The organism is Spirosoma endophyticum (assembly GCF_900112365.1).
GTDB classification, from domain to species: Bacteria; Bacteroidota; Bacteroidia; order Cytophagales; family Spirosomataceae; genus Spirosoma; species Spirosoma endophyticum.
The window spans coordinates 500,316-526,692 of sequence record NZ_FOLQ01000003.1; the positions used below are offsets into that span (position 1 = coordinate 500,316).

A 26,377-nucleotide genomic window follows, 5' to 3' on the forward strand; every position below is an offset into this window, starting at 1 on the left:
GAAAGAAGTCATTACGGTTTTGCAGATTGAAAATTGATCGGTTACGCTGGCTGTTCCTGCCGCCAGGCTTTGGGTACTTGCTGGATAACGGCTTCGAACTCGCGGGCACGTTGCTCCCACGAGTTGCCTTGTGCCGTATTGACCCGCTGCTGAATGCGCTCAGGAGCCGTATCGGCCAGTGCCCGACGGAGTGCCTGAGCGAACCGTTCCGGGGTATCGGCCAGCTCGATGATGCCGTCAAAGTCGTCCAGTATCGAAAATGGAGTCGACACCACAGGAAGCCCGGCCGCCAGATACTCATTGATTTTAAGTGGGTAAATTGTATAGGTGTGCCGGTTACAGACAAATGGAATGATACCCACGCTCAGCTTAGCCAGCAGAGGAGGGAGGTCGTTTGGCTGATGGGGTGGGATAAACGTTACGTTCTGATAAGGTGCCAATCGGGCGGGCAAGTCAAGTTCATGAACCTCGCCAATAAACTGAAACTCAACATCGGGCATCGTTCGGGCACAATATTCCATGATGTCAATATTGATCCGATTATCAGCCGAGCCCAGGTAGCCAACGACTGGTTTTACGGGAGGTTGTTGCTGAGCCAGCTGGCGGGCCAGATTGAATAGCTCAAAATTGGCACCGTTCTTTACGCAGAAGGTTTGAGGTTGTACCGTCGATTTGTCCTGACGTAAGGTTTCCGATGTGGTGACCACGGCATCGACGCGCCGGAGGAATGCCTCTTCGTAGCGCGTGCCATGACGGCTCATCCAGTCGCCAGCCGTTGTGATTTCATCGAAACAATAATAAATCGTTGCGCACTCGTTCAGCCTGCCCAGTAAGGGTAAGCCAATGACGGGATTGTATGCATTGATAATCAACGGCCGATGCATGTCTAATTTACGCATAACACCCTGTAACTTACTGACCAGCCGATTGATATTCCACTGAAGCAACCGGTCGTGCGACTCGTTCGATAGCCAGTTGATAGGTAGCATGATGGGGGGTGTCCAGACGAATAGCTCCCCACCGTTCTGCTCCGTTTTCAGGGTGGTTAAGGGATTTTGCAGCCGCATTATGTCCCTGACGGGTATGTCTCCCCGGCCGCCTATACCCTGCGTCAAATCCTTGAGTGTATATAAATAATCAACATAAAGCACCCGGTTCCGGGCCGACAACTCGGTCATGAGCTGAACGGCAGCCTTCTGGAAGTCCCCTTTCCAGGGCGTTTGCGTGATGCAGATGATGCTGTCAAATTGGTTCATAGCGGGCCGTGGGATAGACGTTTTTGTTCCGTTGATAGCGCTGCGGTGGCCGGATTAACATCCCACCGGTAGCAGGTAGCAATCAACAGCGTGCTGATGAAAACGACGCTCGTTGTCGGGAACTGGCTCAACACCGGGTTCGAATATCCCATTACGGCGATGCCCACGAATTCCGCCAGAAACGCATACATAATTTTGATCACCCAGGGATCTTTCAACTGCCAGACCCGATAAACACCAATGCCTATCAGGCCCAACAGCATCAGGATATACAGGGTAAGGCCGACGCGACCTGTCTCGATCCAAACCTCAACGTACCAGCTATCGGGCGGAATCTGAGCCGCCCAGTGCTGGGGCGTAAACCGTGACCCTGCATCCGCCGACGTACCGATGCCCGCACCAAATGGCAGGTCTTTCAGATATAGGGCTAATTTCTCCTGATTTTGCAGCCTCAACAGGAACGAGGGATCGTTCATTGGCGTCAGGGCTGAACGCATGCGCTGTACCTGATAGTTAGAACTGCCAACGCTGGTGTAGAGCAGAAGCAGCACCAGAGGAACTGCCAGGATCATACCAATGAGAAGCTTCAGAAAATCCCGTTTCAGGAGCAGATAGAAGGGAAAGCCAGCAAGCATCACAAAAAGAGCACTGCGCGTTCCTGAAACGGCGTAGCCCCAGAAGTATACCAGCGCCAGAAACAGAAAGCCCAGCTTGTAGAGCAGTTTTTTCTCCTCAAAAACCCGGATAACGGCCACCACCGTGACCCCCGCCATTTCAGCCCCAAACTGGGCTGCATCGGAGTAGAACGAAAAACACCGAAGCTGGCCAAAGAGCAGGTGCGTTTTGGCATTAAATCCGCTGTTGAGCCAGACTACTTCGGCCGGTGCCAGGCCGATATACTGCTGTTTGAACGCCCAGAGCGCGGCCAGAAACGACCAGGCTAGCCAGGAGTTGACCATAATGCTGATGTCCTTTCTGGTAATGGGCGCTACAAGAGCAATGCAGGCTGCCATAAACCAGTGCAGGGAGAACGGGCGCACATGGTAAAACCAGGCGGGTTGGTAGGGAGCTTCAGGATTGAATAGCTCGATGATTGTGTATAGAAACCAGATGACTATCAGGATAAACGCCGGGCTGCGCAGTCGGTGCCATGCCATCCGCTGGCCGTTGATGAACAGACTTACCAGCGTCAGGGCTAACAGCCCATCAATCAGTAACCCGACCGGAACGTCGATCTGGACGAATCGTACAAAGCCAACAACAAAACTGAGTTGTAAGTAAAGGAACAGGCCAAACCGAGGATCGAGCAATACCATGATCAGCATGGTTAGCACAACAGGCGCCAGGATGGACAGTATCGCTCCTGTACCACCCAGTTTACTGATCAGGTAGCCCGCGCCAATGGTGTATAGACCGCCTGCCAGACTATACAGCCAGAATCGGTTCGAGGATTGGTTTGTCAGTAAATAAGTTGATTGTGCCATAGCAAGTCAGAAGCAGACAAAAACAGTTAAATGACTGCGTCGACAGCATCGGCCCGTCGTGCCTTTTCCCAGGTTCCCGACTGATTGCCGCGCAGGTAGCGAACCAGACCCGCCAGCGCACAGACGTTCATGAACGTGAAATAGAACGGAACAAAAACGGCTTTCCAGCGTAGCTGACGCTTTTCCAGAATGTAGCCAAGCCAGGCCGCTCCATAAAATAGAATTTGCGCTGTCAGGAGCAATCCCCAGCCGGAAGCCCAGCCGTCACGGAGAACCAGCCCGGTGTTGAGCAGCAAAATCAGGGGTAGGCATAGGGGCGTAACGGCCCACCGCATAACCCGGTGCGACACATACTCGAATGTGAGCCAGCCATGACGGAACGGGTTGAGCAAATCGGTCAGGCGAGCCATCGACTGGAAACCACCCGCGGCAATCCTGATTTTGCGCTTCTGCTCGTCAAGGATTGAAAACGATGGCCGTTCCAGCGCATAGGCTTCCGGCTCATACGCCACCCGATACCCCTGACCGGCAATCAGCAGTGAAATCATGAAATCGTCGAGGATGGTATCGGTAGACACCGGCTCGTACAGGTGGGTCCGAACGGCGAATAGCTCCCCGGCTGCCCCGACAATGGTTTGCAATTCGGCATCCCACCGCTTGAGCTGGGATTCGTATTTCCAGTAAAGGCCTTCGCCCGATCCCGCTGCCGATTCAGCGTCAGTGGTTTGAATCCGTTTCTCGCCAGCTACCGCCCCAACCTGCGGGTCCCGGAAATGCCGAACGATATTCCGGACCGCCTGTGGATTTAGTTGCGTGTTGGCATCAGTGAAAATGACGATAGGAGTCTGGATCTGCAGCATGGCCCGATTCATAGCTGCCACTTTACCACGCCGTTCGGAGCCGCCCAGCACATTAATCGAGTCGCCGTAGTGTATGCGTAAGTAGTCATCCGATCCGTCGGTCGATCCTTCGGTCACAAACAGGTACTGAATTCGTTCGCGGGGGTATAGCTGCCCGAGGGAGTTGGCTACTTTGGCGGGCAGGCAATCGGCTTCGTTGTAGGCGGGTACGATTAACGTTACGTCTGGCGTAAACTCATCCGATATATCAGCCACCGCTGGTCGCCGGGGTCGTAGCTTAATAAGAACCCACACCACCAGGCCATAACCGAGGTAGGTGTAAAGTACAAGTCCAATACTGATAAGTAGCAGTAATTCCATCCGTTTTGTCTTGATAAAGCTCGATCAAACCGCCATTTCCACGGGCGATACCGCGGAGGCTGGCTGTTTACTGGTGTGCGTTAAATTCCAGACAATGGCGTCTTTTACCGCTTTCAGGTAGGTGGGTTGCCAGTGTAAGGTATACTGGATCAGTGCTTTCGGCAGAGCCAGTCCAAAATAATACAGGTAAAAAATCCGTAAGGGTAACCCTACTACGTTCCGGCGCATGAACCAAAGGCGATTACGCGTATGATAGTAGACCTTCAGGGCATTCGCCTTGCCAACGCTCATCGATTCCCGATGATAAATCAGGGCTTCGGCCTGGTAATAAATCTGAAAACCCGCCCGCCGGATTCGCGCCGACCAGTCCAGCTCCTCGTAATACAGAAAAAAGCTATCGTCGAGCGAGCCAGCCCTCTCCAGCACCGCCCGGCTAACCAGCATAGCGGCACCATGGGCAAAAAAAGTTGGACCGGGCAGGTCGTACTGGCCTTGGTCGGGTTCCTTCAAACCTACAGCCCAGGTCTGGCCCGTATATTGATTCAGAGGATGATAACCAGCATACTGAATAATGGTAGGCTCATCGAAATACCGAATCTTCGGGCAGGTAACCCCGATCGTTGAATCCTGGTAAAACGGGGCCAGCAACTGTTCCAGCAAATTCGGGGTAACAATGGTATCGTTATTCAGGAGAAAGTAGTAATCGCCCTGGGCATATTGAATCCCCAGATTGTTGCCGCCCGAAAATCCCAGATTTTCAGGGCTGACCACTACTGTTACGTTCGGATAATTACCCCGCCGGATAAGTTCGGTTGGGTCTTCCCGCGAGCCGTTGTCAACCACGATTATTTCGTACCGTGGATACGTCAGGGTTCGGGTAGATTCCAGCAAATCACACGTCACCATCGCCTGGTTGTAGTTGATGGTAATCAGTGAGATCAGGGGCATTGTATCTATACGTTCTCCTTCTGCCATACCGCTTTAAGTGTTTTCAGAAGAATGAGCATGTCGGTGCGGAAGGAGTAGCTCTTGGCATATAGCACATCAAGCTGAATACGCTCCTGATCCGATACTTTGGTTTTCCCTCGCTTGGTAACCTGCCAGAGTCCCGTCAGGCCAGCAGGCGCAGCAAACCGGCGTCCGTACCCGGTTGTCGTCAGTTTTTCGGCTTCGTAGAGCGGCAATGGCCGATTGCCAACGAAGGACATATCACCCCGTAGAATATTGAATAACTGGGGGAGTTCGTCAATACTGGTATTGCGTAGCACTTTGCCCAGGCGGGTAACGCGTGGGTCCTCTTTAAACTTGGTGAACATGGCCTTCGCCTTTTGTTCGCGCAGATGAAGCCGTTCGCAAACCTGTTTGTTGTCCATAAACAGTGGCTGCTGACAGACGAGACCCGCTAACTGACAATCTTCGCATCGGTCGTCGGCTGGCTTTTCGGCGCTGACTTTGTTGTACATATTCTGAGAGGCCATCCCCGCTAATAGCTGGTCGGCGTCCGTCCGCATGGTGCGGAATTTGTACATATCAAATATTTTGAAACCCGTGCCGACGCGCTTGGAGCTGTAAAAAACCGGCCCTTTCGAGTCGATCTTTACCAGTATGGCTACAATCAGCAGTATAGGCGATATCATTATTAGAATTAACAGGGAAAGGCCAATGTCGAACAGGCGTTTACCAACAGGAATACGGATGGACGCCGATTTCGTGCTGATATGGCCTTTCTGTTCGTATTCCTTTTTCCGGATCAGGTAATTTAATCGAACGCGAAGATCATCCTCCGAATAATCATACGAGAATGCATCAATGACATGTCCCTGAAATGGATCAGCCGTCAGGTCAATGCCTGTCCGGTCCGTCAACAGCAGAACTGGTAAGCTGCCCAGATTACGTCTTGTTCCCAGACTCTTTAAAAAAGCAGTACTATCCAGTGAGTCATTATAAAGTACCAGATCAACCGGACTCTGTCCATCCAGATGCGCCAGCGCAGCCCGTACATCGGGAACATTAATTACATCGATTGGCGGTTGAAACGCTTGTTGAAAAGCCTGAACGCGCTGGTCGTCCTGTTCAACGTAAAGAATACGAAACGGTTGGCTATCCACTATCACTTCCTGCATGACCACGAGAAATTTAATCAGGGATGGGGTTAAGATATTTCGGGGTTATCTGCTTTCGTTCGACGTAATACGCTGATAATTTTGGCTTTAACCTCAATTGGACTAAAAGGCTTAACGATATAATCGTCAGCACCCAACTTGAAAAATTTGATTCGGGTGTCGCTATCGGAAAAGGACGATAGAATAATCAGCGGTACTTTCCGGAAAACCGGGCTGACCCGTAGCATGCCAAGGAGGTCTTTCCCATCCATATACGGCATCTGAATGTCGGACAGGATAATATCGACGGGGTTGCCCTCTTCGAGCCAGGACAAGGCTTCTATACCATTTTCCTTCGTGATAACCTCGAAGTCATCTTTTAGCGTCTGACGTAGAATTTTTCGTATAAATGGATCGTCTTCGGCAATCAATACGTGGTAAAGTGGTTTCATAAAAAATCAAGATGAGGAGGTTTGTAGGCCAAGAGCTTGAGAAAAATGATTAGTTATAAGCTTGTGTTGGATACGTAAACACGTGGGCAAATTGACGCGGAGAATGGGCTCAAAGCAATACGGCGTTGGCAAGATTTAGCGCCATTGACAGCAATAAACAATTGATTAAAAATGGCACCATTCAGAAGATGAAAAACAATAGGTCCCTGGAATTGCCAATGTCAATCATGCCAACATATGATACAAACGGGAAGAAACTAAAACTAGATTCAATGTCAACATAAAATTTACTGTTCGGTTAAGTAAGATAACTTTATGAATAAATTTGTTAAAAATATACGTCTGATGATTCTCATAATGCGCTTGCCTGAACGATGGATGCTGACATGATTTTTTATCTGATTCAGGTCGTATTTTTAAGAAGTTCAGCCTGTTTCTTAGAATTGACCAAACTCTTTGCTCATTTAGCAAAGAATTCTTCAGTGATTATTCCAATGGGTCTCCCTGAAGGTTATTCACTTAGCCTAAAGCAGCTCTGTAAATAAAATTCTTAGCGATTCTAGTCCCTACCTACTAAGTTAAGCTAGTTTATATTCTCGCTTAAAATTGTATATATAAAGATAGGAAAATATTTATTCATATTATATATAGTAAATATATTTTACAACTTTGTTAGCAAAAAAATTAAAATGTTAACTAAATAAGGGGTTGGCGAGGGATTTTAAGGAAAAAATTCATGCCTTTAGCGCCTGGGTATATGACCTTGCTAGCTGTAGCCAGTAAGGTCATATACCCAGGCGCTAAAGGCATGAATTAGTACAGGCGAACCATCAGTTTGTCTTTAATATTTTCCGGACGACTCGTTCGCCAGCCTGTTTTATTTCCAGTATATAGGTTCCTGCAGGTAGCCGGGATATATCAATTTGGCCTGAAAACTGGTTGTTTGTTTTGAGAATCTTTACCTGCTGATGCATGTGGCTGAGGCCAGCGTCGAAAACACTAACTTTAATCGGAGCCTCTGAGGTCCGTTCCGCCTGAACGGTAATAAAATCGATTGTAGGGTTGGGGTACACCTGAACAGCCTCGGCCAGGCTTTTTACGTCTGTTGAAGCTACTGCCTGCCGTGCATTTGGTGCAATATTCCCCGCGACCACAAACAGGGGTGTCTCGGTTGCCGTGACTTGTACTTTGCCCTGGATTGTGTTAACCAGTTCCAACTCCATATCGTTGCTGCCGACTTTGGGTCGATAAATTCGGGCTTGTGTCGCATTGCTCAGGTCCAGCGTGTAGGTAGCCGTACGACCAATTTCATCGGGCACGACCAGCATGTAAGCCGACGTACCGTTTCGCTCATAACGATCTACGATAGGGTCCTGATTGAGCGTTTCTTTGTAGATGTATTCCCCGAAAAGCTTTTTGGTTTGATACAGATAATCAGCGGCCGGACGGCGAGTCATATTATCTCCGTTTGCTAACCCCGACGTACCGAACATACCACCGGTTGAGTTGTCGTCGTAGAGCTGGTAGAAGAACAACTTTTCGATACCCAGCCGGGCATACAGGAGAGACGTTCGCAGAATCCAGTCACCCTGGGTTTCCAGCGCTGATTTGTTCCCGATTGGAATGGCTCGTAAGGGGCTACCCTGATTGACATCGTAGCCAGCTTCGGTAATCCAGACGGGCATATCATATGATTGCCGGTGAGCCGTTTGTCGAAAGTCATCCGCAACCCGATTGATGGGTGTTACTTCCGGAGCCGCTCCCCGCGTGGAGGTTCCGCTCTGCGACGACGACGTATTATCGGAATACATATGGTAATTGATCACATCCCAGCATAGATTAACAGTGCCGTCGGGCTTGTATCCCCGATACTGTTTGCACCAGTCAATCATACCTTTTATGTAGTCGGATCCGCTCGACGCCGACGCTAGCCCACCAACGACTACCTGCGCCGAAGGGTCCGCATTTTTAACCCCCACCCCTGGCCCCATGCTGTTTTTGTGACCGTCATAAAAAGCGGACAGGTTAGCCGCGTACTCGCGGGCCGTCTGGTAGGCTTTTCGGCCTTTCCACCACTTGTCCCGTTCGTTGTCGCATTCGATGTATTTAATCAGACCCAGACCAATTTTTATTGTATTCGGATTGTCGCCCGGCCAGCGGGGAGTTGAATGTACGCTCAATAGGGCAGGATTCACGCTCGTGTTGCTGCCGTAACGCGCCATGTACTGGAAGGCCACTTTTGCCTGTTCGAGGTAGGAGGCTGGATCGGAGAAGTCTTTACCGTAGCGCAACGGTGTGTTTTCGGAGTCGCGATCAGCGGGTGGATACGTATTGGCCATCCAGTCTGGAATTGTTTTCAAACAGGCTAGTACCTCAATGCCTTCGGCTTTACAGCGTTCGTAGATGGCGTCGTAATTCCATCCCCCACTCATAGTTGGATTGTAGGTGTAGCTACCTTCCTCCGATTCCAGCTTATGCCAGTCCATATAGTGCCGAATACCGCCAAAACTTTTGACGACGTTCATTTTGGACTCATTGATCTGCCAGGGCGAATTGCCATCTTCAAAATTCCATTCGTAGGCATTTACCCCCAGCATATCTTTAAGTTTCACGGCTTTGGCCGGGGTAGGAGTGAACGTCTGGCTGGACGGTGTATAAGCGCCGTATAATTCCATCTCCGTCGGAAAAGCCCCATACGAGTTAATGACCAGATACCGGGCGTTCGTAATGGGCTGATCCAGTTTATACTGGGCATTTCCAGAAATCGACCGATCAGGATAGGGCCCAACCCAGGCAGTATATAAGTTACCTTTGAAGGTGGCAATAGGAATACGCTGCCACTGCTCCGTAATGATTGATAAAGTCATGGGACTGGCGCTGAAATCCCCGACGAAGTCATAGAATCGTAGCCCCTCAATTGTCATTGACTCGCCTGCCAGCAGTGGGTAGTAGGCGTCATACTGAGGTAACACTTTCCCCCAGCCCGTTTCAACAGTTACGTTAGTAATGCCATCAAACAACCCGTCCAGTCCGTTACTTACATTGTTAAGCTGGTACCAGCGTTTAGGATCGATTGGGATCTTTTTGTCAGCAGAAATGACCGATGCTGGTGACGCACGCACGACCTGGGTGCGCGTCACGTCTACAGCCGCCAGAAACGAGGCTGACGCCCCCTGTGCCGCAGTGATCGTTGCTGTTCCGGCACCAACTATGGTTGCCTTCCACAAACCAGATCCGTTGGATACTGTAATGACCGATGGATTCGATGAGGTAAACGTAATGGGCGTACTAGTATTTGTACTCGTGGCCACCAGACTGAACTCTCCATCGTCTGTAGTTTTGTCCGGTAGTTCGGCAAAGGAAATAACGGCCGGACTTAGCACAATACCGCCCGGCGTAACATCGAACCAGTTGAAATTAAAGGTACCTCGCACGGCCAGGATACGTACCACCTGACTGCCCGCTGTCAGCGTAGCCGTGGTGCTGATGGTGGTCCAGGCCTGCCAGCCCCCCGTCTGAGGCACGTCCACACTGCCCAGCACCGCCCCCGACTCCGAACGAATCTCGATCCGCCCGTTGCCATACTGGTTGGCCACCCGGAAGCGGAAGGTGTGCAGGCCGGCACTGGCCACAGCCACGTTGTAATCCATCCAGTCCCCATCATCGATGTAGCCCAGGTTCTGCCCCCCCCCCTCATCGGTGGTTGTTTCGGGCCGCACATCAGTGGCCACATCATAGCTTTCGGCTTCGAGCCGACCCGTCAGGGGGCGACTGGAAGCGGCCTCGAACCAGTTGAAGTTCCAGCCCCCTTTGACCACCTGGATGCGCAGGGTCTGGTTACCCGCCTGCAAGCGGGCGGTAGCGCCAATGGTAGCCCAGCTCTGCCAGCCTCCCGTGCGGGGTACCTCCACGCTGGTCAGTACTGTACCGTTGGCCAGCCGCAGCTCAAGCTTGGCCCCATCACTATAGCTATTGGCCACCCGGAAGCGGAAGGTGTAAGCCCCTTCCTGGGGCACGTTCAGGGCGTAGTCCATCCAATCCCCATCATCGATCTGGCCAATGATCTGGCTAGCGTCGGTATCGGTGCCAGTCTCAATCTGCACCCCTTGCATGGCAGAGTAGCTCTCCGCTTCCAGATGACCCGGTAACGTTGCGGTTGTTTGATGAGTTAATTGGTCAGAAAGATAGGTTGAGCTGGTGGTTGATGGAGCAATCCAATTGGTTGGGAGTATCCCAGTAATTATTACTACACAGATGTAAGTAGAAAATATAAGTAGTTTCATGCAGCGTTATGTTGAGTTGATTTGTATCAAAGATTAATATTTATTTAAAAATAATTGATAAATATATATTAAAAGGAGTCATTTATAGAAAATAGTAATTTTATATATTATTTTGCTTTAGTTATCACCGCCTTCTAGCAACCTTCCTATATATAATGTTTTTTCTACTATTTATTGCTTATCTGCTACCAGCAGGTTATCTAACAATTAACGTTTTCTACTTATTTGTATCAGCTGTAGCAGGCCGTCTCGGAAGAGCTGATGACGTACCGATCACAACGGCTGTTGATCCGTTACGACGTATTGCTGTGTTGATTCCGGCGTATAAAGAGGATGGTGTAATCTTAGGCTCTATAGTGACTAATTTACAACAGAGCTATCCCGCTAATCTATACGACCTTATTGTAATCGCTGATTCGTTTCAACCCGAAACCTTAATAAAGCTTTCTCAATATCCCATCAAGGTCTTACCTGTTCAGTTTGAGCAATCGACAGTTCAAAAATCCGTCTCATATGCCCTGAATGCACTCCCGGATAATACTTACGATATTGTGTTGATTTCTGATGCGGATAATCACATGGCGTCAGATTTTCTGATGCGGATCAATCAGGCATTTGGTCAGGGTTGGCGGGCCATTCAGGGACATCGAACAGCTAAAAATACAAATACGAGCGTGGCCGTATTCGACGCTATAAACGAAGAAATTAACAATAACCTTTTCCGGGCGGGACAGCGGGCGATGGGATTATCTGCCTCGTTGATTGGTTCGGGAATGGCGTTTGAACCCACTCTAATGAAGCGGGCCTTGAGTCAGATTCAAACGGTGGGCGGCTATGATAAAGAACTTGAAATGCTATTGGTGGTCGCTGGCATTAAGATTGGTTATTTGCAGGATGCTGTCATACTGGATGAAAAAGTTCAGAACATTGCCGTATTCCAACGGCAACGTACCCGGTGGGTTGCCGCTCAATTATACTTCATTAAAGCCTATTTCAAGATAGGTATTCAGCAACTGTTCAAAGGTAACTGGCAGGCGTTTAATACGTTGATTAAATCGTTACTACTTCCCCGGATGATTCTTCTGGCAGTTTTAGGCCTACTGGCTGTGGTAAGCCTGTTGGGTACTGCGTCCTTTCAATTCTTCGCTCTGGGGCTACTGGGCTTGTTGCTATGTAGCTTAATTATATCGGTTCCCGCTTCCTTATATCGTAAAATCAAGGGACGTGATTTTGTGGTATTGCCTGCGCTAATTTTTGGCATGTTTCGGTCGCTGGTTAACTACAAACAAGCAGGTAAAAAATTCTTACACACGCCCCATACTGAAACATCTGAGCCTCATTGACAAACTTTAGAGTAAGGCCTATTTTTTGAATACTGACTGATTGACTATTTATGAAAAAAGCATTAATTACCGGAGTTACTGGACAAGACGGAGCCTATTTGGCTGAATTGCTATTAGAAAAAGGATATGAAGTTCACGGTATCAAACGCCGGAGTTCGCTCTTCAATACGCAACGTATTGACCATCTGTATGAGGACGTCCACGAAAAACACGTACATTTTAAGCTTCATTATGGGGATTTGTCTGACTCGACCAATATCATTCGGGTTATACAGGAAGTACAGCCCGATGAAATTTATAATCTCGGAGCGATGTCGCATGTACGGGTGAGTTTCGATGAACCGGAATATACCGCGCAGGTAGATGGGATCGGCACACTTCGTATTCTGGAAGCTGTCCGGTTGCTGGGGCTGACCGAAAAAACCCGTATCTATCAGGCATCGACATCGGAACTCTACGGGGGTGTTCAGGGGCATGCGCAGTCAGAAACAACACCGTTTTATCCACGGTCACCCTATGCCGTAGCCAAACTTTATGGGTACTGGATTACGGTCAATTACCGCGAAGCCTACAACATGTTTGCCTGCAACGGGATTTTATTTAACCACGAGTCACCACTACGTGGCGAAACGTTTGTGACGCGTAAAATTACGCGTGCCGTGTCACGTATTGGCCTCGGTTTTCAGGATAAGGTATATCTGGGTAATCTTGATTCTCTACGCGACTGGGGACACGCCAAGGATTATGTTGAGGCTATGTACCTGATTCTGCAACAGGACGAACCTGAAGATTTCGTTATTGCTACGGGTGTGACAACCAGTGTGCGGGATTTCGTACGAATGGCATTCGCTGAGATTGGCGTTGAGCTGGCGTTTACGGGAGAAGGCGTTTCGGAAGTGGGAACCGTCGTTAGCTCAACTGATCCCGCTTTTCAGGTTGAGGTGGGTAAAGAAGTGGTATGCGTTGACCCTCGCTATTTCCGTCCGACGGAAGTGGACCTGCTTTTGGGCGATCCAACCAAAGCGATGACAAAGCTGAACTGGAAACCGAAATACGACCTTCCCGCGCTTGTTAAAGATATGATGACCGCTGACATTAATTTATTTCGTCGTGACCAGCTTCTGGCCGATAGCGGTCACCAGGTGCTGAATTATTTCGAATGATAGATGGCGCATAACGTACAGAAAGACGTATAAGCCATTCAGGGGCGAGCGAAAAACACCCAAAAAAGATCGAAAGCTGAGGTTTAAACCTCAGCTTTCGATCTTTTTTGCTGATCAAACCTTGGGTTTATGTACTGGCACGAACTAAGAGACAAATAGGTAAGGCTTACTCGATAATGGCATTATCTAAACCACCAGTGTCGGGTCCAGTTCTGAATTCTCCACGTATCTTTAGCTCCGTCAGATTTTGCAGAACCGCCTGAATGTCTGTTCCAGTAGCCTCTGACGCTCCCTTTTTCCACCCACTTAATTCATCTAATTTAATGGAATAGTGTGTCCACGTAGTGGATGGATTATACGCTGTGTCAAACGTAAGGACAATCGTACCGTCGGTCAGGATAACATCATCGGCATCGTACTGAGCGTCCGTTGCTGATTGCTTTAAATCAAAGTAGAGGGTTTTCCCATATCCCTTTTTGACTTCGTTAGCAAAGCGGGTCGATGCGACGAAATACCAGGCGTTCGATAATCTATCTGTGGTGTAGATATAGCCACCTGGATTGCCTCCGCTGGTGCTGTACTCAGGCACTGTATTTTCTGAATTTTCGCTGATGCGCCAGCCTTGATTATCTTCCTCAAAGTTACTAACAGTAGGTAGCGTTGGACCCGGCTTATTGAATTTCGAACATTTCAATAATATGATCGACAGAAGCCCAATGAAAAAAACGAATCTATAAAAGACAATTTTTTCTGACTTAAAGAACGTTGTCGACATAAGTAATTGATTCTTAATCAGCAACCTTAGTAAATGTAGTAGATTATGTATGAAATATGAAAATATTTAACTTTAAATTTTCTTAATAATTTATACGGTAACTTAAATCAAGAGACTAATTGCTATCTTTAATTGATTAGCCAAAGCCATTCATAGCAATAAAGAGTAAATACGTTTCCTGGCAAATCTGTATATCTACCTATGCTTTCCAGACTATTACCGCTTAGTTTCTGTATCGTTTTAAGTGCTTATTCTCTACCAAAAACCAATCTTTCCGTCACAAGTGAGATTCTGCAAGTGGCTCGGGAAGACTCAGGCGTTTTAGCTAGTGATGGGTTTGAAGATAAGCAAGTGGCGAAATTCTGGCATGCGGAGTTTCGAACGCCTACCGCTGGATTACTCACCCGTGATGTCCACCGCGCAGGCAAACAGGCGATGCGTTTTGCCTGGAAGCCAAGTCAGTACGACGGAACCAATCCAACCCTCCATTCTGAGTTATTGACCTCACCATTGCCTGCCGGAGAAACAGAGCGTTGGTATGGCTATAGTTCGTATATGCCCTCGTCTTCAATGGAAAATGACAGTCAAACTGTAATTATTAGCCAATGGCACGGTTTTCCGGATGAAGGAGGAGCCCATACCGTTCCGGCAATGGCTCTTTCCATAGAACCAGACAACAAATTACAGCTCGTGTATCGTGCCTCAAATAAGCCAATTACAACGTTCCTGCAACACCCCACTAGTCAGAAAGTACTTGACTTAGGGAAGGCTCGGTTTGATCGATGGGTTGATTATGTAGTTCATGTCAACTGGGACCCAATCGGCAATACCGGCCAACTTCAACTCTGGCAGAATGGTATACTGCTCGTAAATGAAACAGGGATTTCCATTGGTTATGCTGAGCAGCACAAACCTTATTGGAAATGTGGTCTTTATTGCTGGACAGGTAAGTCGACATACGTTGAAAAGATTATTTACTACGACGAAGTACGGATCGGTGGCCCTTCGGCCAGCTACGATACTGTTAAGCCCGGCCTTGGTGACGGTACCGCTCGAATGCGTGAATAAGCGCAACTAAAGCAATCGGGAAAGCTGTCAAGAAGCCGTATTCACAGATAAAAGCCGATCCTGCTGACAGGATCGGCTTTTATCTGTGAATACGGCTCGCTTTCGGATTAGTCCATTGCCATCGTTACTGGTTCCGAAGCCGTTGGTACGTCCTGCCTGACTGTCGCGAGAATGCGGTCATATAGTCCCAGCAACTTGCCGCGTTCATACGTCCATGAGAGTTCAGTAAGGACTCGCTTGTAACCGAACTCGCCCATTTCAGTGCGGATGACTTCATGATCCAGAAGGTACCTTATTTTATTGGCAAAGTCGTCCAGATTGTTCGGAATGGCGTAGAGCGATGCTTTTTGCGCCGAAAACCGGCCTTCTTTGAGGTTAAACTGAACGATTGGCTTCTTCAGGGCCATGTACTCCATGATCTTGTTCATGGTCGACAGATTGTTCATTTCACTTGGCTTATCAGGATTTACGCAGACATCCGTCGTATTGAGTATATCGACCATCAGTTCGTCCGATACGCGACCATAAAAGTCAACATAGGCAGCTAAACCAAGTTTTTCTGATAATGCCTTCATCTCGGCCTGGCCAGTACCGCCCCCAATGATGGCAACCTGCACATCCTGGCGAACGGCAATAAGTCGCTGGATGCTCATAAGCAACAAATCAATTCCTTCCGACTCGCTAATCGTGCCCAGGTAGCCAATCAGGTAAGCTCGGCCTTTCTTATACTTGGCATCGCCAGGACCGAGTTTAAGCCGGTCAAGTTTGGGGCCGCTCCGTACTACCGTTACGTTGTCTGGTTGCATTTTTCCCCGACGGATGGCAATTTCCTTGTAGGATTCGTTCGTCGCAATGCTGAAGTCCGCCGTCATAAACGTGAGCCGTTCAAACAGAAGCATAAGCCGGTAGAAAAAATCTTTCTTACCAAATTTAGCCAGGTAAAATTCGGGGTTAATATCGTGATGGTCGAACACGTATTTCACGCCAAACAGTTTGAATGGTAAGACCACCGTAAAAATCAGGTCGGGTGGGTTACAGCCATGAATGACATGGAATCGTTTTTTTGCAAAGATTTTTATCGCATACCAGTACCACCAGAAAATGGAAGTTCCGTACTCGACTAAATAGCCCAGCGCACCTGTGGCTTCAACCGGCAGGGGATGACGGTAAATATCGATACCGTCGAGTTGCTCAAATGGGTTTGTATATCCTTTCATTTGAGGGCAGATAATGCTAACGTCGGCTCCGGCTTCGCGTAACGTAGTAGCTTCCTGCCAAACCCGACGGTCGAACGGGACCGGCAGGTTTTCGACAATGACCAGGATGTGTTTACCCGCAATATGGTTGTATCGTTCTGTCGTCATAGATAGTATCAGAATGAGAGTTGCTTGGAGGAATTAACAGCATCGAGTGACCAGTTAATACCGATATATTCATTCGTAGGATTCATCTCGATGGGCAGCCGCACCAGGTCCACAATAATTTTGCCTGTGACTTTGCTCAGCAGGTCAATAAATTCTGGTTCTTTGGTAGAAACGACCAGTACGTCGGCCCAGCTAACCAGAGCGCTGGCATCTTTAACTAACAGCCGCGAAAGGTGCGGAATATGCTGATCTATGTACTCTTTGTTGGTTCCCGTTAACTCTGATGTATGCACATTGCGGTCATAAATGCTCAGTGCGAACCCTTTACCCAATAGGGTTTCCGCCATTTCGACCGCGGGGCTATTGCGCAGGTCGTCGGTACCAGCCTTGAAACCGATGCCCAGGAAGCCAATGTTATGACGGGTATATTTCATCAGAACACTAATGCTACGTTGCATCTGAATTTCGTTGGTGCGATGAATGCTGTTGATCAACGGCACTTGCAGGTACAGATCATGGGCGAGGGTTTGCAGGCCTTTGAGGTCCTTGGGCAGGCAGGAGCCACCGTAGGCGAAGCCGGGCTTGAAATAATAATTAGAGATATTGAGCTGCTTGTCTTTGCAAAAAATATCCATCACCTGATGGGAGTCAATACCCAGCGATGAGCAGATGTTGCCGACTTCGTTGGCGAATGAAATCTTGAGCGCGTGGTACGTATTGTTCACGTACTTCATGATTTCGGCAGTGCGGATGTCGGCAATAACTACTTCAGCGGGTAATTTGTCGTATAAGCTGCGTATGGCGTTGGCAGCCTGCTCACATTGGGCTCCAATAAGTGTCAGGGGCGGATGGTAGTAATCGTGAACGGCAGTGCCTTCACGTAAGAATTCCGGATTGCTGACCAAGGCAAAATCAACATTGGCTGTCAGTCCGGACCGGGCTTCGATCATAGACGCAATCTTCTCACAAGTGCCGGGCATTACCGTTGAACGGAGGGCGATCACGTGGAAAGAGTCGGGATAGAGATCCATTTTTTCGCGCAGGACGTCGCCAAAATGTTCAGCTACTTTCAGAATGTAGTTGAGGTTCAAATGCCCTTGTGACGTAGTAGGCGTACCGACCGCAATGATCGACAGATCTGTGTTGAGGATAGCCTCCCGATAATCTGACGTTGCCCGAATACGGCCCAGGTCATGCTGAGTCGCAATAATGGTGTCTATATCTTTTTCGACAATAGTTGCCCGTCCGTTGTTGATCTGGTCGATTTTGGTTGGATTGACGTCAACTCCTACAACATGGTGACCATTTTGGGCCAGACAGCCCAAACTTACACAACCGACATAGCCTAAACCGAAGATGCTGATATTCATTAGCTTATAGGAAGTTTTAAGTGATTTGACAGAGATGCGAATTGATGCGTTAGTTGATTACTGACCTGAATAGCAGGCGAGGAAATAGAGTAAATCATTGCCTGATGTGTAAGCGTAATAAGCTGGCCGGGCTCAATTGTCATAAAGGCCCGAATAGTGGTGGTGGGTTGCAACTGGTAGAACCCATCGGAGTACCAGCCCAGTCGCGCCGGTTCGATTTGTCCCGTCACGACTTCGGTTTGTAGCTCTGGGGACACCGCAAGAACAACTTCCCGGGTTGTATCAGGGTGCGTCAGAATGAACGTATTTTGGCTGGTGACGTCAAGCTGGATATCAGGACCGAGGTGAAACATCACCTCTACCAGCCGACTTTGTTTCCCGTAATTCTCGACGACGTCGGTGAGCGTTAGAACATCGCTCGTTCGGTCAAAAAGAAACGTACGCTGGTGTCGGCAGTTCAGGTGCTTATACCCATTATGAACGGCACTTAACTGATCAAACTCGCTAGTTGTGCGGGCCGAAAGCGTCTGCGTTTCGTAATGATCGAGCCACAGCAATGCCCCTGCCTGGTGCGCCTGGTTCTGTCCATCAATACAGACGGTATTATGGGCACGGGTACTGACGAAATAGTTTCGCCACTCAGGATCAGTCTGGTAGGAATAGGTGCCAGGATCGGCCAGGAACACCTGGCCATCTACGTGCATCAAAAAAGACAGCGCGTCAGCGTGACCGTGAGCGGCAATCGACAGAAACCCAAGGGGCGCTGCATCCGCATGGATGTAGATTTCACGAAGCTGGCCGAGGTTGTCATCGATCTCCTGCTTCCGAAGAATAAAATGTCCCTCATCTTCATAAAAGGTACTTCCCAGGAGGTCATATTGAGTCGGTATAGACTCAAAAATCGCTTGTCCGGCCTGCCCAAAAAGTACGTAATTCTTCAGGTCGAAGCGCGGTGACTTGCCCCACTCCGCCGACAGTTGCTTGAATAAGGGGTCGCGCGATAGTATCGCTCCCGACCGGAGTAGCGATTTAAAATTATTGTGCGGGTGGCAATCATCAAGAAGCAATACCCGACCATCGTCTTCATCGCCATATCGTGGAAATGTACCCTGGCAGTCCAGAAACTGGGCGATATAGCGCAGCACCTTTATCAGATGACCATCATAGGCCAGCGAAAACGGATTTCCCGTTCGTTCGCCCACTACGTATGGAATCAGGAAGAAATCGGTGATAAACTGAATGTATTCAGCGGCTTCCTCCCGGTTAACGCCGTTGCGGCTATGTTGCCTCAACATCTCGCGTTCCAGTCCCGATTTTCCATAGGCTCGCCAGGTGGCCGATTCCGGGAATTCCCAGAACGAAGCGGCTATAAATAGCCCGGCATATTCCGATATCAGGTGATTATTGGCCGACGAATACAAGGATGGATTCTTATGGCTGTAGACACAATGCTGGTAGATAACTGGCAACCATTGCAACTCAACAAAAGACTTAAAGTCGGGGTCAGTTTCTGCCAGCGCCGATGCATCCAGAATATTCCAGCTAATAAACCAGTTGATCAGCCGGATATTGACTTCAATGTTGCTGTACCAGTTCACACCCGTGAGGTACGGGTTTTCGGCAAACCACGAGCGGCTGATGGCGACAAACTGCGTCAAAAATTTCCTGTCGCCCGTTTGCCGGTATTGTACCGCTAATTGCGGTAGAAAAAGCAGCCTATTGATTTCCCAGACATATTTGGCACTTCCATTTCGCCCGCTCCGAACGTCGGCGTCTTTGGCGTAGGTCTTCGGAAACCGCAGTCCCGTGCTGACATCGAGGTGCCAGTCGATGGACTGATTTATGTCGATTGTATGTCGGAAAATCGGCTGCTCGGTTGCGAAGGTAACCGCAGGGGTCTGGTTCGGATCGAACGGAAGAATGGGTTCCGGTAAACGCGCGAGCCGAACTAGGGGTTGCCAGCCCATGCTAGACCGCTCCGTCTTTTTCTGCACGAATTGCCTCATCCGAAAAATCATTTCCGGAAGCGACATGGACCGTAATCGGTTGTAGAGCCAGGTGTAATTCTTGGACATTATAATCAGTTATGGATAGGTTGACTACTCAAATAGCCTTGGTGATATTGACGTAGCAGCGCATCAAGCTGATAGCCTACTTTATAGCGCAAGCCGATCTCATAGCCTCGGGTATACGAATACTCCCAGCGGAACTCTTCGGTACTGCGAAGTCGTACATGTTGTGTTTGCGCGATGCGTCCGGGGGGAATGGGTATGGCGAAATTGAAACCGCCGGTCGAGCCATTACCTGTTTTCATGGCATAGAAGCCAATCTCGACGTTGGTAAACTGGCGGACGAAATCAACGCGCACCCCCCGATCCTGATAGAGGTATTGCCCACCTGACACTTTAAGCGTAATAGCATGCACGGGCAGTCGGTAGGCGACGTCAGCTACCAGAAGCAGTTCACTGGGTCGCGAGTACGTAAAGCCGCCTTTCGGAAAATAGTAGACCCCTGTTAGCCCCGTCTCGACACCAAAGGACCAGGGTTTAGTAAGGTCACTGTGTCGATATTGTACATTAAGCCCATATCGATCCGTGTAAAACAGTCCTACCGAAGCGCTCAGGTAATTTCGCTGATCAAGCGCCATAAACTGGTTTAGAAAAACAGGAGCCGGTCGAATGTTAAGTTCCTGTGCATCTAAATCATTGACTAAGGGGAATAGAATGCCCCAGTTCAGGACCAGCCCACGGCGGATATAGAATTGACTTTGTAGTAATAGGTTAGTTTTACTTTGTAATGGTTTTTCACGATAGCCAAAATTGGCAATAAATTCAGGTTGTATCCGGAAATCGAGCTTATACCTGGCCCGGTTAAAAGGAACTGTTTTTTGCAGTTCCAGGCGTTCTGTTCGTGAGATGAGTTTCGTCGAAACCTTGGGGGTTATCCGGTAGCGTGCCATCGGTACCCCTTGAAAAAGGGGTATAAATTCAGCATCTGTTGACGTAGTAAGTAGCTCATTTAACTTTAGCATCCCCTTTAGTGGGTTACGGTATAAACGCTGTTCGTAATAGATTTGCCGATGGTCGGTACTGTCAATCTGAAGGTTTTCAATGTCAGCCAGTCGTTTGCTGGATTGTTGGCCCAAACAAGGCACAGTCCCCAAACGGATAAGCAAAATGCCAAGTAGAACGGTTAGGTGAAGAAGTCTAATTGATTCCATAGGTATGCAACAGACTGTATTCGTTAATGCAGTGAAAATGAGTAGGAGGTACCCAACGTCACCTGATTTCCATTTATTAGTCCGCCCTGGATGGTCCAGTGTTTCCAGAGCGTCGTATAAGCGCCTACGTTCAGATGCTGCGAATCCCACTCGACCAGTAATCCGCCTTTAGTTTTATAGCGGAGAACCAGTCCCCCAAAAGGACCCGCGAGATAGTAGTACGGTTTCTCCCGTTTGTCGCGCCAGGTGAAGTTTGAAAAGATGCCCGAATTCTGGTCATTCTTCTCATCCCGATAGATATAGTACGGACTACCCATGCCACCCGTAACTTCGACCTGTAAATCAGCCGTCAGCGTAATAGATTTAGTGGCGACAAGCGCGTACGTTTCCAGTGAGTTGTCAATGCCAAATGGCGCTGATATAATTAAGGCGACAGCTGGACGGCGACTTCGTTCGGTTAAGAAAACGTACTTCAAATCGAGTTGACGATCTCCAATTCCTCTGGCTCCAAAGGGAACGGGACCATTTGGCCTTAACAAACTGAGGTTGATTTCAAGACGGGGTAGTAACGACAAGTTGACGAAGTATATGCTCTCCGAATTAGTCTTATTGAAGCGGAAAGCATAGTTGATCGGATTGTAGTTACAGCCCGCCCAGAACATACCGTCATCAAGTACACGGGCTGACGGAATATAGATCAACCCTGGTTTACCGGCTATATTTACCTGAGCTTTTACTAGTGGGCTAATACCCGCCAAAAGCAGGGCCATAACCAGCAATCGACCCAAGTTCCTGACGCAGTTGCTGAAGTATAGTTGACCCATAAGGAATGAATTTCGATGCGCAACTCCTGGTCATATACATGCCAGCCCAAGCCCTGGCCAAGTCTGAGGAATTCACTTCGATGGCAGGAGAGCAACATGTACTTATCTCTCCTGCCACCGAAGTGAAAACTCTGGCTACCACTTACCTGATCAACCTCCGTTACCCTGGTTGTGACAGCTGGCGATTTCCTGATCACGTGCTTTCGCAGCGGCACTTACTGTTGCCGTATAATTGGCATTGATTGTGCTCAAGTCGCCATCACGTGCTGCCTGAGCAGCCGATATTTTAGCATCTTTAGTGAGTGTGCAGGCACTGGTTTCGGCAACAATCAACGTATTATACACCGTCACGATCTGACCGAAAGTCACATAAGCCAGTACCAGTTGCTGCGCATAAACCTGTTCGCCCAGAACAGATCTGCTTGCCGCCAGAGCGGCAATAACAGCATCGAAATCACTTTTAGCCGTTGCAATCAAGGCGTTGTACTTGGCGGGTATTCCACTCTGACAACCTGCCACTTCGGCATTGGCAGCCACCTCATTTTGAGTGTATGCCGTATTGACTGCAGCTATCTGAGTGGCTTTTACCCCGTCATAACCTGCCACCGCTGCTGTATAGGCATCATTGGCGGCCTTTTTACAGGCATCCAGGTCTGTAACCGAATTGGGTGATAAAGCGGCCGCAACCGTTGCTCCAATTCGTCCGCCAACCGGTTTACCATTCACTTTTGGTAAGGTATAAGCTGGCATATACCCTTGCAATGATGGATTTGCCGCAGCGGCACTAACATCAGCCTTCAGACTTGCTGGCATTTCACCTTTGCTAACCAGATTATTAATAACATCGGGTGTAAACGCAGCTATCATTGCTGCTGCTTTGTCGGCCGGAATTGCTTTACCTACATTAGCTGAGGCATCCAGTACGACGCTGGGGACCTGGCCCGTAGCGGCAATATTTTTTAATCCAGCGCTAACAGCGGCCGCCATCGTTGAGGAGGTTACGGTTGCAGCAGTAACTGAAACGGCGGCTGGAGTTGACACCTTTTGGTCAGGCATCTTTACTTTGTCGAGTGCCGGAAAGGTGTATACGCCTGAACCTGGTGGGTCTACCTCCTTCGATTTACAGTTGTACAGGACAGCAGCCAGGCATAATCCGTAAGCCAGCAAACTGAGTTTTCGGTTTGTAGTTTTCATGTGCAAATGAATTATATAAAAGGTTTTACAGAATGAATAGATTCACCCACACTTGATAGCTAGTTATAGAAATATAACCGTGGGGGCATATAATAAATAATATGCAGCTTTAACTGTATGCTAATACATACAAGGCATTAATGTAGCTTCTAATGGAGCGTCAATTAATATATTTCAAATATATAGATACTTTTTGTTTTATCAGTAAATAAAATATTAAATATTTTTAAAAAAAGTAACATAAAAGCTTAACTATCAGATTTACAGGGATGTATTTCTATATGATCTCCTTACTTTTAAAATAATTCAGCGGTGGACTTACTTATGTACGTTTAATCGTGCTATATAGCATGCATAAAAGGTTACTATTTAATAGAATTATATTTATAAAATAGAAAATTTAATAACTTAAAGATTGATGCTGCTGGCGGATGAGCGCGGGAAATCTGTTGCTTTTAATAAAAGAAAAATGTGAGGTCGAAGGGTATCACGTGAAAGTATTCGCCGAAACAAATAGTAAAGAGGGGGTAAAGGGTACAGGCCTCGTAGCAGACAGCTGGCTAGCGACCTAATTTGCATTGACGTGTTCATTAACCAACGGAAGAACCCACGTAAAAGCTTTGAAACTAATCAGTTTGATACTGTCTGTTGACGAACAAAATTAAATTGAGATGACAGCCGGGATACTGCCTACTTAACTCTGTATTACCTGTAGCTGATGACGTGTTTAAACAAATCTGAGCGTTAATCTGACCGCAAGCAAACTTGACTAACTATTATTCGCTTAACAGGGACATGTTTCGGAGCGGTTGAGAACGTAGTAAATTGTATTCGGGAAGAGTAAATAATGATCCGAGAGCTGACAAGTCATTAGGGCGGTGTAGGTCACTGCCTATAAAATCAACCCAGTTGTTTTTAAGTAACAGCCGGGCCTGCGTCTGAACTTTTTCTCCGTAACGGCCAACCAGAGAAAGCCAGTTAAGCTGAAATAAGCAGCCAGCATCATGTAACCGGGCAAGCACTTCCTCGTCGTTATGATAATACGTATAGCGTTCGGGGTGCGCTAGCACAGGCATATACCCACGGGTTTGAATACGGAATAACATCGCATCAAACTGTTGCGGAGGAGCTACCCAGCCTGTTTCGATAAGCAGGTATCGCTCCGTTCCAAAAGATAGCAAATCGTCAGTATCCAGTAAACGGGGGAAGAACTCGTCAAGCATATACTCAGCCGCTACGTCGACTCGGATCGGCACATCGTTGGTGTCGGCCAGCGTTTGCAGGCTGGCCTGCCCCGCCCGAAGTGTAGCCGTATCATTGGGGTACCAATCCCGACTGACATGGGGGGTGGTTATAATACGCTTCATCCCCCAATTCGATAGCTGCTGTAGACAAGCCAGTGCCTGACTGGAGTCATGAACGCCATCATCAACTCCAGGAAGTAAATGAGAGTGCATGTCTGCCTGCCAGAAACAAGCTTCACTTATAGATTCGGGACCGTTGCCAGCCGATGAGAAAAACACCTGCTGAAGTCGTTTCCATGCGTTCATAACTACATAATCTTGTCAAATCTACAAAACCAGTTGGTTAACAAAAAACGCGGTCTCGGTTTCAGGTATTTTATTATCTACAGGTTATATGTACGATAAAAGAATAAAGGTTACCTTATGAAGTAGATGTAATATCGTAAGGTGCGAATGAACAGGTAGTTAAATTTACTTTTATTGGTTGATAATACGTGACAAACTTATAGAGATTGCAAGTAGCCAGGATGACTGCTCTCTTTGAAATGAAAAATGTGTCTAGGTCTCAAAACTATAGGAACTGGACACATTTACTATCAAATAGCTTACTTTTTCAGTGACAAACTTAACTCATTGGCTTCTGTCTTAGTAAAAAACGATTCTCCAGGGGCAATGTGAAATTCCCCGATAAGAAGTTGAAGAGTCTAGGTAAATATTTATGTATTAGGCTCACCATCAATAATGTCAGAACAAATACCAACGGAGCCTGCAAAAACGGTGTTGTAGTTTGAAAAAGGCTCATCGCTGAGATGATTAATAAGGGGTGATACAGATAAATTAATAATGAATAAGACTCTCCCCAGTTGCTAAGTTTTGACTTGCCGGATCGTGCTGTGAGGGAAATTATGAAAACGCCCATCGACATATAGAACGTACCAATTAAAAACTGGTGAGCTGTTATTGGGTAATCCTTAATGCTTTTGAGGAAATACGCTTCAATAATCTGCAGGCCATAACCGAGTACAACAAGCAAAGTGCCTATCTTCCAGTTCACATAACGCACAAATAAATCTTCTCGTTTTCTAATGTACATGCCAAAGCATAAACAAGGAATCGATAATAGGATACGCTTGTGGTGATTTGGTATGGCTGATAAACCAGGTACTAGATTAGCATAGGAATCCTTAAATAACACAAAGGCCATAAATAGAAAGGCTACCCCTAAAATGATCTTATCCGACGGGTGCAGCAAAGAGAGAAAGTAAAGAAAAACGAACCCCAGAATCATTGATGGAAGGAACCATAAATGCAAGTGAGTACCATCCTGTAGGTAGGAGAACTTAAACAGTTCTCCTGTTCTGGCATACGATATCGGCCAGAAAATAAGGCTTGTAATAACAAATACCTTTAGTAAACGTGAACAGTTCTTTATCAACGCACGAGTGGGATCCTTAGCAAAATGCGGCTGGTAGAAATAGCCACTGACCAGAAAGAAGAATGGGACCGCCCATCTGCACGCTAATCGGATCAACGCAATTGTATCGTTGTTGGCTATGCCTAAATCTACATGTAGGGCAATAACACAAAAACTAGCGATTAGCCTAACTAAATCTATTGTGTAATTTCTGCTTTTCGTTTGCATAGGTATAGTTGTTTAGCCGGCACCATTTATCTATGGCTGCCAATGAATGCCCAGTCTGATAACCTCGGCCGATGATCCGGCCAGGATAGCATCACCTGTTTTTACCGATCGTGTTACTGTGCTACCGGCCGCCACGACACAATTATCGGGTTGTAGTAACTCCCTTCAAAACCATTGCCCGACAACCGATCCAATGTTAAAGATTCCAACACTACCAAAGCCGTACATACTGATTCATCATGATGCTATGGTTATGTAAGTCATAAGACAGGTATAACCCCGCTTTTATCCGTAGGCAGTTGCAGGTTAAAATACGGTACCATGATGCTAAAAGAGTGCCGATCCGAAGAATAGGGTGTATGATGAATAGTCA

At 47.8% G+C, this 26,377-nt stretch carries 19 protein-coding genes; 3 read left to right on the forward strand and 16 right to left on the reverse strand.

Annotation, left to right across the window (positions count from 1 at the left end; all coding sequences use genetic code 11):
- Positions 1-41: 41 nt before the first annotated feature.
- The 7 genes from BM202_RS11165 to BM202_RS11195 form a co-directional block, all read right to left on the reverse strand.
- Positions 42-1,256, reverse strand: a complete 1,215-nt coding sequence (locus BM202_RS11165; protein ID WP_093825916.1) for a glycosyltransferase — start codon at positions 1,254-1,256, stop codon at positions 42-44.
- Positions 1,253-2,740, reverse strand: a complete 1,488-nt coding sequence (locus BM202_RS11170) for an O-antigen ligase family protein (RefSeq protein WP_093825917.1) — start codon at positions 2,738-2,740, stop codon at positions 1,253-1,255. Before BM202_RS11170 ends, BM202_RS11165 begins: the two co-directional genes overlap by 4 nt.
- Positions 2,741-2,766: 26 nt before the next feature.
- On the reverse strand, positions 2,767-3,960 hold the full coding sequence (locus BM202_RS11175; RefSeq protein WP_093825918.1) for a glycosyltransferase family 2 protein: 1,194 nt from the start codon (positions 3,958-3,960) through the stop codon (positions 2,767-2,769).
- Between the two features lie 24 nt (positions 3,961-3,984).
- The gene (locus tag BM202_RS11180) at positions 3,985-4,935 is read right to left on the reverse strand and encodes a glycosyltransferase family 2 protein (protein WP_093825921.1); all 951 of its coding nucleotides are present in this window, start codon (positions 4,933-4,935) and stop codon (positions 3,985-3,987) included.
- Positions 4,914-6,083 carry a sugar transferase gene (locus BM202_RS11185; protein WP_093825923.1) on the reverse strand — a complete coding sequence of 390 codons (1,170 nt, stop codon included), beginning with the start codon at positions 6,081-6,083 and terminating at the stop codon, positions 4,914-4,916. Before BM202_RS11185 ends, BM202_RS11180 begins: the two co-directional genes overlap by 22 nt.
- A gap of 29 nt (positions 6,084-6,112) precedes the next feature.
- Entirely contained in the window at positions 6,113-6,514 is a 402-nt protein-coding gene (locus BM202_RS11190; RefSeq protein ID WP_093825925.1) for a response regulator, read from the reverse strand.
- A gap of 830 nt (positions 6,515-7,344) precedes the next feature.
- Positions 7,345-10,797: a carbohydrate-binding protein gene (locus tag BM202_RS11195; RefSeq protein ID WP_093825927.1), complete on the reverse strand. Its 3,453-nt coding sequence runs from the start codon at positions 10,795-10,797 to the stop codon at positions 7,345-7,347.
- 155 nt (positions 10,798-10,952) lie between these two features.
- On the opposite strand from BM202_RS11195, the gene BM202_RS11200 reads away from it, so the two are divergent.
- Entirely contained in the window at positions 10,953-12,140 is a 1,188-nt protein-coding gene (locus tag BM202_RS11200; protein ID WP_093825929.1) for a glycosyltransferase family 2 protein, read from the forward strand.
- A 50-nt stretch (positions 12,141-12,190) separates the two neighbouring features.
- Positions 12,191-13,303 (forward strand): GDP-mannose 4,6-dehydratase, encoded by a 1,113-nt coding sequence (gene gmd, locus BM202_RS11205; RefSeq protein WP_093825930.1) that lies wholly within the window; start codon positions 12,191-12,193, stop codon positions 13,301-13,303.
- Positions 13,304-13,469: 166 nt separating this feature from the next.
- Here gmd and BM202_RS11210 read toward each other — a convergent pair whose 3' ends face one another.
- Positions 13,470-13,997 carry a laminin B domain-containing protein gene (locus tag BM202_RS11210; RefSeq protein ID WP_245776621.1) on the reverse strand — a complete coding sequence of 176 codons (528 nt, stop codon included), beginning with the start codon at positions 13,995-13,997 and terminating at the stop codon, positions 13,470-13,472.
- Between the two features lie 282 nt (positions 13,998-14,279).
- On the opposite strand from BM202_RS11210, the gene BM202_RS11215 reads away from it, so the two are divergent.
- Positions 14,280-15,146 carry a polysaccharide lyase family 20 protein gene (locus tag BM202_RS11215; protein WP_093825934.1) on the forward strand — a complete coding sequence of 289 codons (867 nt, stop codon included), beginning with the start codon at positions 14,280-14,282 and terminating at the stop codon, positions 15,144-15,146.
- A gap of 107 nt (positions 15,147-15,253) precedes the next feature.
- Here BM202_RS11215 and BM202_RS11220 read toward each other — a convergent pair whose 3' ends face one another.
- The 8 genes from BM202_RS11220 to BM202_RS11255 form a co-directional block, all read right to left on the reverse strand.
- A complete protein-coding gene (locus tag BM202_RS11220) occupies positions 15,254-16,510 on the reverse strand; it encodes a glycosyltransferase family 4 protein (protein WP_093825936.1) in 1,257 nt (418 codons plus the stop codon).
- 8 nt (positions 16,511-16,518) lie between these two features.
- A complete protein-coding gene (locus BM202_RS11225) occupies positions 16,519-17,880 on the reverse strand; it encodes a nucleotide sugar dehydrogenase (RefSeq protein ID WP_093825938.1) in 1,362 nt (453 codons plus the stop codon).
- A complete protein-coding gene (locus tag BM202_RS11230) occupies positions 17,880-19,955 on the reverse strand; it encodes an alginate lyase family protein (protein ID WP_093825940.1) in 2,076 nt (691 codons plus the stop codon). Before BM202_RS11230 ends, BM202_RS11225 begins: the two co-directional genes overlap by 1 nt.
- Positions 19,956-19,960: 5 nt before the next feature.
- Positions 19,961-21,100, reverse strand: coding sequence for a YjbH domain-containing protein (locus BM202_RS11235; RefSeq protein ID WP_093825942.1), 1,140 nt, complete (start codon positions 21,098-21,100; stop codon positions 19,961-19,963).
- Positions 21,101-21,123: 23 nt separating this feature from the next.
- On the reverse strand, positions 21,124-21,924 hold the full coding sequence (locus BM202_RS11240; RefSeq protein ID WP_093825944.1) for a YjbH domain-containing protein: 801 nt from the start codon (positions 21,922-21,924) through the stop codon (positions 21,124-21,126).
- Between the two features lie 150 nt (positions 21,925-22,074).
- On the reverse strand, positions 22,075-23,118 hold the full coding sequence (locus tag BM202_RS11245; protein ID WP_093825946.1) for a hypothetical protein: 1,044 nt from the start codon (positions 23,116-23,118) through the stop codon (positions 22,075-22,077).
- Positions 23,119-23,894: 776 nt separating this feature from the next.
- Positions 23,895-24,668 carry a tyrosine-protein phosphatase gene (locus BM202_RS11250; protein ID WP_093825948.1) on the reverse strand — a complete coding sequence of 258 codons (774 nt, stop codon included), beginning with the start codon at positions 24,666-24,668 and terminating at the stop codon, positions 23,895-23,897.
- A gap of 319 nt (positions 24,669-24,987) precedes the next feature.
- Positions 24,988-26,004: an acyltransferase gene (locus tag BM202_RS11255; protein ID WP_093825950.1), complete on the reverse strand. Its 1,017-nt coding sequence runs from the start codon at positions 26,002-26,004 to the stop codon at positions 24,988-24,990.
- Positions 26,005-26,377: the final 373 nt, after the last annotated feature.